Genomic DNA, 13197 nt, shown 5'->3' with positions numbered 1-13197 from the left:
GCGGTTATCGGCTTCGCTCGAAGCTGCTCGAACCGGACGGCGATAGTGATGGCAGCCTTGTCGTTGACGGCCGCCGCTCCCGCCTTCGCCCAATCCATCGCCATCACCGGCGCGACCTTGGCCATCGGTGATGGCTCCGAGCCGATCCGGAACGGCACCGTCGTCATCACGGGTGGTAAGATCGTTGCGGCCGGCGCGGGCGTTGCCGTTCCCGCCGGGGCGAAGACCATCGACGCCAGCGGCAAATGGGTGACGCCCGGTCTCGTCTCGGGCTATTCGCGCGTCGGCCTGGTCGAGGTGCCGGGGGTCAGGCAGACCAACGACACAAGCGCCCGCTCGCCCTTCTCGGCGGCGATCGACGTCGCGCCCGCGATCAATCCGCTGGCCAACCCGATCGCGGTCAGCCGCACCGCCGGTATCACCCGCGCGGTTGTGGTGCCTGCAACCGGCGTCGGCATCTTCGCCGGGCAGGGCGCAGTGGTCGACCTGGGCGCTGACCTGAACCCGATCACCAAGGCGCGGGCCTTCCAATATGTCGAAATGGGCGAATCCGGCGCTGAGGATGCAGGCGGCAGCCGCGCCGCCGCGATCCTGACCTTCAAGATGATGCTGCGCGAAGCACAGGAATTCGCGAAGGCGCCCGCCAGCTATGATGGCCGGTCGAAGGATGCGCTGCTCAACCGCGTCGATGCCGAAGCGCTGGTTCCGGTCGTCACCGGCGTCATGCCGCTGATGATCCACGCCGAAAGCGCCCGCGACATATTGTCCGTGCTCGCCTTGCGGCAGGATTTTCCAGCGCTCAAGCTGATCCTCGCCGGCGCGGCCGAAGGCTGGATGGTCGCGACCCAGATCGCCGCCGCCAAGGTGCCGGTGATCGCCGGTGGTCTCGACGACCTGCCCTCCAGCTTCGAGAAGCTGGCCGCGACCCAGAGCAATGTCGGCCGCATGGTGAAGGCGGGCGTCGCTGTTTCCATGGGCCTGATGGACCGTGACGAGGGGCTGCAACTGCGCCTCGCGACTCAGCAGGCGGGCAATATGGTTGCGCTGAATAAAGTGCCGGGCGCGACCGGCCTCAGCTGGGGTCAGGCGCTCCGCACCATTACCTCCGCCCCAGCCGAGGCGATGGGGCTGGGCGACCGTATCGGGTCGCTCAAGGCCGGCAAGGCGGGCGACGTGGTCATCTGGGACGGCGACCCGCTGGAAATGACCTCCGCCCCGGTCGCGGTGTGGATCGACGGCGTCCAGCAACCGATCGAAAACCGCCAGACAAAATTGCGCGACCGCTACGCCACGCCAACCGAAGGCGCGATGCCCAAGGCCTACGAATGGTGAAGGAAGGGGGCTGGGCCCCCTTTTCCCGGGGCGGGTCCGCTGGCGACCAGAAATGGACCGTTAGACGCGTTGCGATATCGCTCGAAAGCGGCCATCCTTGTTTCCGTCACCCCAGCGAAGGCTGGGGTCTCAGGCGTTGGCGAGACAGGCTTGGACGAGCGCCACGCTCGACCGTTTCGCGCCGCCGCCTGAGATGCCAGCTTTCGCTGGCATGACGGTTAAAGCCGACCAGAGGCGGACATAAAAGGAGATTTGCAGCTTCCCCGATTGCAGACACCTCTGTCAGGTGCATAATACGAACATGACGTCGGCGCGACCAAATCTGATAGCGATGCTTGAGCGGGTTGCTGATGGCGGCGACGTTACTGCACATGAACTCGATATCGCGATACCCGACCCGCTAGCTCTCGATGAGCGGGAGAAAGCTGCATGGCAGGAACTCAGTCATTGGGCCGATGACGAAGACATCCGCGATAACGATAGCAAATATGCTGCATTCAAGCGCGAATGGATGCGGAGCCATTTATCGACCTTGCGAGATATTGACTGGCATCCAAATCCACCGTCATCGCGTCAGAGGATTAAGGCCGGGTTATGGCTTGCAGTGTTCCTGACAATTGGAGCAAACTACTTACTCGGTTGGGGCGTATTTGGCGGATATGACAAACAGATATACATTGCTTTGTTATTTATTGGACTTTGGATAGTACTGCCTGCGCTCGGATCACTCAAACGATACTGACTTGGCTCACGCTTTCCCTGAGCAATCATGTCCGCAAACTATCGCACACTGCTCGAAACCTGTCAGTCCGCTCCCCACCCGTTTTCGTCATTCCCGCGAAGGCGGGAACCCATCTCCTGACCTTGCGTCCAGCACTAGGCTGGGAGATGGATCCCCGCCTCCGCGGAGATGACAGTATAAAACAGACTTTCCCGCCATCCACCCAACGCTGTCCTACATGCCATCTGACTGCTACAAGGAGATCGAAAAAGCAGCTCTTGCGCATCGTCGGCTCAATGCCAGCTTCGTAACGAAATTTCCCATTCCGGTACGAAAATATCAAAATCTACGGGAAATGTGTGAGGTTAAACCCAGTTAATCCTATTCCCTAAATCCTATTTTCCGGTCGCCCCCCAGACATCGCCGGCCTTCACATAGCCGCGCTGTCCCTTGACGTCGAAGGTGCACCAGCCGCCCGAACAGTCGCCCAGCCGCCCGACCACGCCGCGTTCCGCCCGGAAAAGGGTGCGCGCGCTTTCGCTGGCGGATTGATGCAGCGGCGCTACCTCCGCCTTCACGATCGCGGTCGCGGTGTCGCTCAGCAGGCGGACGTGCATCCATCCCTGTGCGCCGTCGGGATCCTCCACCTTGCGCCACAGGCCCAGCACCTGCACCACCTTCACCGGCAGGTCGCGGCGGCGATAGACCCAGTTGGAGGGATAATCGAGGCTCGGCCCGACCCGCATCCGCGCTTCGTCCTGCGCGAGCGACGCCCAATAGGGCACGGGCTTGGCCGGGGCCGCCAGCGCTGCGCCCGCCGCGCCCAGCACCACAGCCACGCCCGCACCCAACCAGAAACGCTTCATCCCAGACCCATCACCCATGTCACGCATGATCCTCCCATAGCCATTTGCGCAGCTATGCGACAGTCCTTCGATGGGGACTCCTGCATGTCCGGCCCGCATATCCGCTTGACCGATGTCGCGCCGGGGAATAGCGGCCTTATCCATGGCCAAGAAACCGCGCCCCGCCAAGCCGCGCGTCATCGTTACGCGCCGCCTGCCGCCCAATGTGGAGGCGCGCATGGCCGAACTGTTCGATGCCAGCTTCAATGTCGGCGACGTGGCGATGAGCCGTACCGAACTCGCCCGCGCGATGGCGCAGTGCGATGTGCTGGTGCCCACGATCAACGACCAGATCGACGCCGCCCTGATCGAGGGCGCGGCCGACCGGTTGCAACTGATCGCCAGCTTCGGCAGCGGGGTCGATCATATCGACCTGGCCGCCGCGCGGAAGAAGGGGGTCATCGTCACCAACACGCCCGGCGTCCTGACCGAGGATACCGCCGACATGACCATGGCGCTGATCCTGTCGGTGCCACGGCGCCTGGCCGAAGGGGAAAAGCTGGTCCGTACCGGGCAATGGCGCGGCTGGAGTCCGTCGGGCATGCTCGGTCATCGCATCGGCGGCAAGAAGCTGGGCATTATCGGCATGGGCCGTATCGGTCGCGCCGTCGCTCGCCGCGCCAGCGCGTTCGGCCTGTCGATCGCCTATCATAACCGCCACCGCCTGCCGTTCGAGGTGGAGCAGGAACTGGAGGCGGAATGGCATGGCGAACTGGATTCGCTGCTGGCCGGCAGCGACATATTGTCGATCCATTGCCCGCTCAACGCCGACAGCCGGGGGATGATCGACGCGCGTCGCATCGCGCTGATGCGCCCGGACGCCTATATCATCAACACGTCGCGCGCCGAAGTGACCGATGAGGAGGCACTTATCACGGCGCTGGAGGAAGGGCGGATCGCAGGCGCAGGCTTTGACGTCTATACCCATGAACCCGCAGTCGATGCGCGCCTGCTGTCGCTCGCCAATGTCGCGCTGTTGCCGCACATGGGCTCGGCAACGTTCGAAGGGCGGGATGCAACTGGGGCGCGGGTGATCGCCAACATCCGCACCTGGGTCGATGGACATCGTCCACCCAACCAGGTGCTGGAAGGCTGGGTCTGACGCTTCGTCAGGCTGCGGCGAGCTGGCCCTTGAGGCTCTCGATCACGCCCTTGCCATGCAGCACGGACTCATGGGCGCGGCGCACCACGGCCTGCGTTTCCTCGCCGATGCTGCTGTCCTTGAGCACCCGCTCAAACTCTTCGCGCAGATAATCCTCGCCGCGATCGACCGCCTGAATCACGGCCTTGTCGCCACCGCCCAGCGCGACGAGAATATCCTCCAGCCGGCGATGTGCCGTACCGGCCGCCGATCCGAAGCCGTTCGGTTTGCCGCCCAGCGCGCGGCTGTGGTCCTGTAATAGTTCGACCGCCTTGTTGCGCTCGGTCGCCAGGTCGCGGAACAATGTCTGGAACTCTGGCGACTTCGCCTTGTGGGCGCTATGTTCATAGCCCTTCACACTGTCGATCAACGTCGTGATCAGGTCATCCAGTTTGCTGATGGCATGGTTGTTCGACATCGGCGTCTCCTTTCGATCCAGCAACAAGCGCCCATCTTCGCCGATAGTTCAATCAAGTCGATGAGAATCGACCTTAATGTCTGGTTAGCCATAACCGCTACGCAGGTGGAACAAGGCGACCCCGTCGTCGGTTGTCATGTCCATTCCCCATTGCCCAACGGAAGGACCATTTCCATGATCAAGCTTGCGATCATCTCGCTCGTCATTGCGGCGGTGCTGGCGCTGCTCGGCTTTGGCAGCGCGGCCGGCGCTTTTGTCGGCATCGCCAAAATCCTCTTCTTCGTCGCGATCGCCCTGTTCGTCATTTTCCTTGTGCTGGGAATCCTGGCTGGCAAGGGCATCAAGGACGCGATAGACTGACCCTATGACAGAGATTGGCGCTGGAGTGGACGAAACCGGCAGATTGCTGCGCGATGAAGGCGGCTTTCTGCTCCAGCGCGATCTGGGCGGCAGTTACCGGCTCGTCCTGCTTCGCGTGCCGGTCGATCATGTCGAAAAGCGCGTCCGGGTGCGCGGTTTCTATGCCGGCAACGATATTGTCGAGGCGGAAGGGGTGGCGGCCGCCTGATCCCCTTGCCAAAATCGGTGAGACGCGCGAACCATTGCGTCCATGCGCAAGATTCTGTCCCTGATGCTCGCTGTCGCCGCGCCCGCTTTGGCGCAGGCCCAGACGCCCCGTGACCTACTGAACGAGGTGATCGCCGATCACTGGAGCTGGTATCTATCCACCCACCCGGTCGAGGCGACCGCACGCGGCGTGCGCGACTATGACAACCAGATCTACGATATTTCGCTTGCCGCACGTGACGCGCAGATCGAGGCGGAGCGGGGCTTCGTCGCCCGGCTGGAGGCGGTGCCCGCACAAGGACTGGAGGCGCCCGACCGCGTCAATCGCGATGTTCTGCTCTGGATGCTGCGCGACGATATCGACAGCGACCAGCATCCCGCCGAACGGCTGATGCTCTTCACCACCTATTATGGCTGGCATCAGGGCTTTTCCGGCATGGCCGACGGTCTGCCTTTCTACAATCGCTCCGATTATGACAGCTATCTGAAGCGGCTGGCGCTCTATCCGAAGCAAAATGGCGACGCGCTCGCCATCACGCGGCAGGCGATCAAGGGCGGCTATGTTCAGCCCTGTTCGGTGCTGCAAAATTATGCCGAGACGATCAGTGGCATCGTTGACGGGAAGCCGGAGGACACGCGCTTTTACGAACCGTTCAAGCGTCCCAAGCCGCGCGACATCAGCGACGCCGACTGGAGCGCCATGCAGGGACAGGCGGTCGCGATCATCCGCGACGTGCTGACGCCTGAATATCGCAAATGGCACGACCTGTTCGTGCAGGACTATCTGCCCCATTGCCGCAAGAATGACAGCGCCGCCGCGTTGCCGGGCGGCGCGGCCTGGTATGCCAGCCGGGTCAGGGCGCACACTACTACCGACCTGACGCCCGACCAGATTCACCAGATCGGCCTGGACGAGATTGCGCGCATCGGCAAGCGAATGGACGAGATTGCGGCGAAGGCCGGCTATCCCAGCCGCGCCGCCTATATCCAGCATCTGCGCACCGACCCGACCTATTATGCGAAGACGCCCGAGGAATTGCTGCGCGTCGCCGCGCGGCAGGCGAAGACGATCGACGGGCTGTTGCCGCGCTATTTCGCGACCTTGCCGCGCCTGCCCTATGGGTTGAAGCCGATCCCGGCGGCTGAAGCGGAAGGAACGACGACGGCCTATTACGGCCCTGGCGCCCCGGAGGCCGGCATTTCCGGCACCTATTGGGTCAACACGTCGAAGCTCGACCAGCGGCCCTTTTGGGAATTGCCGGCGCTGACCGCGCATGAAGCGGTGCCAGGCCATCACAACCAGATCGCGCTCCAGCAGGAATTGCCGCTGCCGCCCTTCCGCAAATATCTAGCCGGCTTCACCGCCTATGTGGAAGGCTGGGCGCTCTACACCGAATATCTGGGCGAAGAGATGGGCCTTTACGATACGCCCGAAAAGATGATGGGCCGCCTGTCCTACGAGATGTGGCGCGCCTGCCGGCTGGTGGTTGATACCGGCATCCATGCCAAGGGCTGGGACAAGGCCAGGGCCGTCGCCTTCATGAAGGCCAACAGCGCGCTGACCGACGCCAATATCGATGCGGAGGTCAATCGCTATATCAGCTGGCCGGGGCAGGCGCTCGGCTACAAGCTCGGCGAGATCAGGATTCGTGCGCTGCGCGCGAAGGCGGAGGAAGCGCTGGGGCCGAAGTTCGACCTGCGCCGTTTCCATGACGCGATACTCTCGCAGGGGGCGGTGCCGCTGACCGTGCTGGAAAGCCAGATCGATGGCTGGATTGCGGCGGAAAAGGCCAAGGGATAAACCGCCTACTCGAGTCAGTCTTTACACAGAGTAATGCGAAAAGCCACGATTTCGGGCGGATTGACGTGGCTGGCAGCAATATTTTGCTGCGCTGCGGCGGCTTGCCAATTCGCGACTCTTGACGTACCGGGGCCGCGTCAGCTCCCGGACCGGGCATAAAAGTCGGCATGTGGCGCTGCGCGTCGACTCCGTGCACTTTTATGACGTTGGGAACGAGATGAGCATTTACCTGGATTATCTGGCCGAAATCGACAGCCGCAAGACTCAGGGGCTCGCTCCCAAGCCGATCGACGACGGTGCGCTCGTCAGCGAAATCATTTCCCTGATCGAGGATGCCGGCAGCGAGTATCGCGCTGACGCCCTGAATTTCTTCATCTACAACACGCTGCCCGGCACCACGAGCGCTGCGGGCGTCAAGGCGGACTTCCTCAAGAAGATCGTCCTGGGCGAAGTGACCGTCGCAGAAATCACCCCGACCTTCGCGCTCGAACTGCTCAGCCACATGAAGGGCGGCCCCTCGATCGCAGTGCTGCTCGATATCACGCTGGGCGATGACACCGCGCTGGCCGTCCAGGCGGGCGAAGTCCTCAAGACTCAGGTCTTCCTCTACGATGCCGACATGTTCCGCCTGCGCGACGCCTTCAAGGCGGGCAATGCGGTCGCCAAGGATGTGCTGGAAAGCTACGCCAAGGCCGAATTCTTCACCAAGCTCCCCGAGGTCGAGGACGAGATCGAGGTCGTGACCTTCATCGCCGGCGAAGGCGATATCTCGACTGACCTTCTGTCGCCCGGCAACCAGGCGCACTCGCGTTCGGACCGCGAACTGCACGGCCAGTGCATGATCACCCCCGAAGCGCAGCAGCAGATCGTCGCGCTCAAGGCGCAGCACCCCGGCAAGCGCGTCATGCTGATCGCCGAAAAGGGCACGATGGGCGTCGGATCCTCGCGCATGTCGGGCGTCAACAATGTGGCGCTGTGGGCCGGCAAGCAGCAGAGCCCCTATGTTCCCTTCGTCAACTATGCGCCGGTCGTCGCGGGCACCAACGGCATCTCGCCGATCTTTGCGACCACCGTCGACGTGACGGGCGGCATCGGCCTCAACCTGAAGAACTGGGTTAAGAAGACCGACGCCGAAGGCAAGGTCATCCTCAACAATGACGGCAACCCCGTCCTTGAAGAGAAGTTTTCGGTCGAAACCGGCACCGTCCTGAAGATCGACGTCAAGAACCGGAAGCTGACCGACGAAGCCGGCAATGAACTGGTCGACGTCGCTTCGGCCTTCACGCCGCAGAAGATGGAATTCATGAAGGCGGGCAGCAGCTACGCCATCGTCTTCGGCAAGAAGCTCCAGACCTTCGCCGCGGAAACGCTCGGCGTCGAGGCAACTCCCGTGTTCGCCGCCAACAAGGAAATCGCGGTCGAAGGCCAAGGCCTGACCGCGGTCGAGAAGATCTTCAACCGCAACGCCGTTGGCGTGACGCCGGGCAAGGTGCTGCATGCCGGTTCGGACGTGCGCGTCACCGTGAACATCGTCGGTTCGCAGGACACCACGGGCCTCATGACCGCGCAGGAACTGGAAGCGATGGCGGCTACCGTCATCTCGCCGATCGTCGATGGTGCCTATCAGTCGGGCTGCCACACCGCATCGGTCTGGGACAAGAAAGCGCAGGCGAACATTCCGAAGCTCATGTCCTTCATGAATAATTTCGGCCTGATCACCGCCCGCGACCCGAAGGGCGTCTATCATGCGATGACGGACGTCATCCACAAGGTGCTGAACGACATCACCGTGGACGATTGGGCGATCATCATCGGCGGCGACAGCCACACACGCATGTCGAAAGGCGTGGCCTTCGGCGCGGACTCGGGCACGGTTGCTCTCGCTCTTGCCACTGGTGAGGCGACCATGCCGATCCCGCAGTCGGTCAAGGTCACGTTCAAGGGCAAGATGCAGCCCTATATGGACTTCCGCGACGTGGTGCACGCGACCCAGGCGCAGATGCTGGCCCAGTTCGCCGGCGAGAACGTCTTCCAGGGCCGCATCATCGAAGTCCATATCGGTACGCTGCTGGCTGACCAGGCCTTCACCTTCACCGACTGGACGGCCGAAATGAAGGCCAAGGCGTCGATCTGCATTTCCGAAGACGCAACCCTGATCGAGTCGCTCGAAATCGCCAAGTCGCGCATCCAGATCATGATCGACAAGGGCATGGAAAATGCCGCCGGCACGCTGCGTGGCCTGATCGCCCTGGCCGACAAGCGCATCGCGGAAATCCAGTCGGGCGAAAAACCTGCCCTGAAGCCAGACGATAATGCTAAATATTTCGCCGAAGTCGTCGTCGACCTCGACCTGATTGACGAGCCGATGATCGCCGATCCGGACGTTAACAATGCGGACGTGTCCAAGCGCTATACCCACGACACGATCCGCCCAGTGTCCTATTATGGTGGCGCGAAGAAGGTTGACCTGGGCTTCATCGGCTCGTGCATGGTGCACAAGGGCGACATGAAGATCCTGGCGCAGATGCTGAAGAACATCGAGGCCACCGAAGGCAAGGTCGAGTTCAAGGCACCGCTGGTCGTCGCTCCGCCGACCTACAACATCGTCGACGAGCTGAAGGCCGAAGGCGACTGGGACGTGCTCAAGAAATATGCCGGTTTCGAGTTCGATGACGTGGCGCCCAAGACTGCTGCGCGCACCGAATATGAGAATATGCTGTATCTAGAGCGTCCCGGCTGCAACCTGTGCATGGGCAATCAGGAAAAGGCCGCCAAGGGCGACACCGTCCTCGCCACCTCTACCCGCCTGTTCCAGGGCCGCGTCGTGGAAGACACGGCGAACAAAAAGGGTGAATCGCTCCTCGCTTCGACCCCGCTCGTGGTGCTGTCGACCATCCTCGGCCGCACGCCGAACATGGACGAGTATAAGAGCGCCGTCGTGGGCATCGACCTGACCAAGTTCGCGCCGCCGGCCGCGCACTGATCGATAGGGCGCTAGTCTCTTCGTAAAACATGCCGCCGTTGCGCTCTTCGCCGTAGAAGAGCGCAACGGCGGCATTGTCGTTCATGTCGTTGCTGATCCACCCGCCGATGGCAAGGCGACCGGAAACGCACAGGATTATCGGATTTGAACGGCGTCAGAAAAGGCCGTCGGCCCACCCGCGATGCTGCGATGCAGCAAGAGGCAGGGGCGTTTCGCACCGGGCGCATTCCGCTACCACCCGACCCACGATCCACTGGTTGCCGCCGCAGTCGGGGCAAGGCATTTTCTGCCCCTGATAATATTGCGGATTGATAGCAACTATCGCGGTTTCAACAGGCGAAAAACATGCGTCCATTGGCGTGTCCCCTTTTCTGTCCATTCAACGTTTAAAGGGGCGGAACGGATCCCTAAATAGGGGGTGTAGGCTGTGCCGCCATTTGACTTGAACACCGCAGATGATATGGCGCTGCAGCATCGGGACATACCTGCTTCGACCACTGGTTGGGGCGCATCCCTGCCACCTTGCCGTCCGGTGTCCTATCGCCGTTCGGTGGGCCTCTGGTGGAAACGCGCCATCCTCTGGCCGAGGCCATGCGAGGAGACGCACGACTTATGACCGCCATCGGACAGGACACCCTCGGCACGCGCGACACGCTCAATGTCGGCGGCAGGGACATCGCCTATTATTCGTTGGAAAAGGCCGCAGCGAAGCTTGGAGACGTTTCGCGCCTGCCTTTCTCGATGAAGGTGCTGCTGGAGAATCTGCTGCGCTTCGAGGATGGCGTCACCGTCACCACCGACGACATTCAGGCGATCGTCGACTGGCAGAATGACCGTGGCAAGGCGGAGCGGGAAATCCAGTATCGTCCCGCCCGCGTGCTGTTGCAGGACTTCACCGGTGTGCCCTGCGTCGTCGACCTTGCCGCCATGCGCGACGCGATGAACGCGCTGGGCGCCGATGCTGCCAAGATCAATCCGCAGGTGCCCGTCCACCTCGTCATCGACCACTCGGTCATGGTCGATGAATTCGGCACGCCCAAGGCGTTCGAACAGAATGTGGAAATCGAATATCAGCGCAATATGGAGCGCTACGACTTCCTGAAGTGGGGTAGCAAGTCGCTCGCCAACTTCTACGCCGTGCCGCCGGGCACCGGCATCTGCCATCAGGTGAACCTCGAAAATATCGCGCAGGCGGTCTGGTCGAGTGAAGCGCCTGACGGCACCACCATCGCCTATCCCGACACCTGCGTCGGCACCGACAGCCACACCACCATGATCAACGGCCTGGGCGTGCTCGGCTGGGGCGTGGGCGGTATCGAAGCTGAGGCGGCGATGCTGGGCCAGCCCGTTTCCATGCTCATCCCCGAAGTCGTCGGCTTCAAGTTCACCGGCAACCTCAAGGAAGGCGTCACCGCCACCGATCTCGTCCTCACCTGCACCCAGATGCTGCGCGCGCGGGGCGTGGTGGGCCGCTTCGTCGAATATTTCGGCCCCGGCCTTGCCACCCTGTCGCTCGCCGATCGTGCGACGCTGGCGAACATGGCGCCCGAATATGGCGCGACCTGCGGCTTCTTCGGCATCGACGACAAGACGCTCGACTATATGCGCCTGACCGGCCGCACGGATGAGAATATCGCGCTGGTCGAAGCCTATGCCAAGCAGCAGGGCTTCTGGATCGACCCGACGATCGAGCCGATCTTCACCGACACGCTGGAACTCGACCTTGGCACCGTCGTCGCCAGCCTTGCCGGACCCAAGCGCCCGCAGGACCGCGTCGCGCTGCCGGACGTCGATGACGTGTTTAACGCCGACATGGCGAATACCTACAAGAAGGCGCAGCAGCGCGTTCCGGTCGAGGGCAAGGATTTCGACATTGGCGACGGCGACGTCACCATCGCCGCGATCACCAGCTGCACCAACACGTCGAACCCCAGCGTAATGGTCGCCGCCGGCCTCGTCGCCAAGAAGGCGAACGAGCTGGGCCTGCGGCCCAAGCCCTGGGTCAAGACGTCGCTCGCCCCCGGTAGTCAGGTCGTCACCGACTATCTGGAAAAGGCCGGTCTTCAGTCGCACCTCGACGCCATTGGCTTCAACCTCGTGGGCTATGGCTGCACCACCTGCATCGGCAATTCGGGACCGCTGGCCGAGCCGATCAGCAAGGCGATCAACGAGAATGGCCTAGTCGCCGCCGCCGTCATCTCCGGCAACCGCAACTTCGAAGGCCGCGTGTCGCCCGACGTGCGCGCCAATTTCCTCGCCAGCCCGCCGCTGGTCGTGGCTTATGCCCTGAAGGGCACGGTAATCGAGGATTTCATCACCACCCCGATCGGCACCGCTTCCAACGGCGAACTGGTGTACCTCAAGGACATCTGGCCCACCAATGACGAGGTCGCCACCACAATCGCGGCGGCCGTGGACCGCCCGATGTTCCAGGCGCGCTACGCTAATGTCTACAAGGGCGACGCCCACTGGCAGGCGATCGACGTCACCGGATCGGCCACCTACGCCTGGCGCGCCGGATCGACCTATGTCGCCAATCCGCCCTATTTCGAAGGGCTGACCATGACCCCGGCGCCCGTCACCGACATTATCGAGGCCAGGCCGCTCGCCATCTTCGGCGATTCGATCACCACCGACCACATCTCGCCGGCGGGGTCCATCAAGGCGTCGTCGCCCGCGGGCAAGTGGCTGAGCGAGCATCAGGTCGCCCAGGCCGACTATAACAGCTACGGTTCGCGCCGCGGCCATCATGAAGTCATGATGCGCGGCACCTTCGCCAACATCCGCATCAAGAACCTGATGCTGGACGGCGTCGAAGGCGGCATGACCAGCTATGAGGGCGAAGTCATGCCGATCTACGACGCGGCAATGAAGCACAAGGCCGACGGCACGCCGCTGGTCGTCATCGGCGGCAAGGAATATGGCACCGGCTCGTCGCGCGACTGGGCGGCGAAGGGCACCAACCTGCTTGGCGTCCGTTCGGTCATCGTCGAAAGCTTCGAGCGCATCCACCGCTCGAACCTGGTCGGCATGGGCGTGCTGCCGCTCCAGTTCAAGGATGGCGATACGCGCGATACGCTGGGCCTGAAGGGCGACGAAACCTTCACCATTCAGGGCGTCGCTGACCTCAAGCCCCGCCAGGACGTGGACGTGATCGTGAAGCGCGCCGACGGCTCGACCTTCACCTTCACCGCGCTGTGCCGCATCGATACCGTCAACGAACTGGACTATTTCCTGAACGGCGGCATCCTCCAATACGTCCTGCGCAAGCTGGCCGCTTGATCGGCTAACGCGCTGAAGTAGGGAAGAAGGGCTTCTCCCGATCGGGA

The 13197-nt window shown here is 62.5% G+C and carries 10 protein-coding genes; 8 read left to right on the top strand and 2 right to left on the bottom strand.

All coding sequences use genetic code 11. The features are described from left to right. The first annotated feature begins 48 nt into the window (after positions 1-48). Both DM806_RS25020 and DM806_RS25015 read left to right on the top strand, forming a co-directional pair. Entirely contained in the window at positions 49-1332 is a 1284-nt protein-coding gene (locus tag DM806_RS25020) for an amidohydrolase family protein (RefSeq protein ID WP_179045856.1), read from the top strand. Between the two features lie 301 nt (positions 1333-1633). Next, positions 1634-2074, top strand: coding sequence for a hypothetical protein (locus DM806_RS25015; RefSeq protein WP_179045855.1), 441 nt, complete (start codon positions 1634-1636; stop codon positions 2072-2074). 374 nt (positions 2075-2448) lie between these two features. On the opposite strand, the gene DM806_RS25010 is transcribed toward DM806_RS25015, so the two are convergent. Beyond that, on the bottom strand, positions 2449-2946 hold the full coding sequence (locus DM806_RS25010; RefSeq protein ID WP_179045854.1) for an SH3 domain-containing protein: 498 nt from the start codon (positions 2944-2946) through the stop codon (positions 2449-2451). A 115-nt stretch (positions 2947-3061) separates the two neighbouring features. Here DM806_RS25010 and DM806_RS25005 point away from each other — a divergent pair, with 115 nt between their 5' ends. Then, positions 3062-4060 carry a 2-hydroxyacid dehydrogenase gene (locus DM806_RS25005; RefSeq protein WP_179045853.1) on the top strand — a complete coding sequence of 333 codons (999 nt, stop codon included), beginning with the start codon at positions 3062-3064 and terminating at the stop codon, positions 4058-4060. 7 nt (positions 4061-4067) lie between these two features. Here the strand turns inward: DM806_RS25005 and DM806_RS25000 are convergent, their stop codons facing one another. Further along, positions 4068-4517, bottom strand: a complete 450-nt coding sequence (locus DM806_RS25000) for a PA2169 family four-helix-bundle protein (protein ID WP_179045852.1) — start codon at positions 4515-4517, stop codon at positions 4068-4070. 174 nt (positions 4518-4691) lie between these two features. Here DM806_RS25000 and DM806_RS24995 point away from each other — a divergent pair, with 174 nt between their 5' ends. The 5 genes from DM806_RS24995 to acnA all read left to right on the top strand — a co-directional run bounded on the left by DM806_RS24995 (position 4692) and on the right by acnA (position 13150). Next, positions 4692-4877: a DUF1328 domain-containing protein gene (locus DM806_RS24995; protein ID WP_179045851.1), complete on the top strand. Its 186-nt coding sequence runs from the start codon at positions 4692-4694 to the stop codon at positions 4875-4877. A gap of 4 nt (positions 4878-4881) precedes the next feature. Then, positions 4882-5085, top strand: a complete 204-nt coding sequence (locus DM806_RS24990; protein WP_179045850.1) for a DUF5818 domain-containing protein — start codon at positions 4882-4884, stop codon at positions 5083-5085. Positions 5086-5127: 42 nt separating this feature from the next. After that, positions 5128-6885, top strand: a complete 1758-nt coding sequence (locus tag DM806_RS24985) for a DUF885 domain-containing protein (RefSeq protein WP_179045849.1) — start codon at positions 5128-5130, stop codon at positions 6883-6885. Between the two features lie 217 nt (positions 6886-7102). Continuing rightward, positions 7103-9868 carry a bifunctional aconitate hydratase 2/2-methylisocitrate dehydratase gene (locus DM806_RS24980; protein ID WP_179045848.1) on the top strand — a complete coding sequence of 922 codons (2766 nt, stop codon included), beginning with the start codon at positions 7103-7105 and terminating at the stop codon, positions 9866-9868. A gap of 612 nt (positions 9869-10480) precedes the next feature. Continuing rightward, entirely contained in the window at positions 10481-13150 is a 2670-nt protein-coding gene (gene acnA / locus DM806_RS24975; protein WP_179045847.1) for an aconitate hydratase AcnA, read from the top strand. The last annotated feature ends 47 nt before the right edge of the window (positions 13151-13197 follow it).

The organism is Sphingobium lactosutens (assembly GCF_013393185.1).
GTDB classification, from domain to species: domain Bacteria; phylum Pseudomonadota; class Alphaproteobacteria; order Sphingomonadales; family Sphingomonadaceae; genus Sphingobium; species Sphingobium lactosutens_A.
The sequence above is the reverse complement of the archived record's forward strand: the minus strand, read 5'-3'. Positions and strand labels throughout refer to the sequence as shown.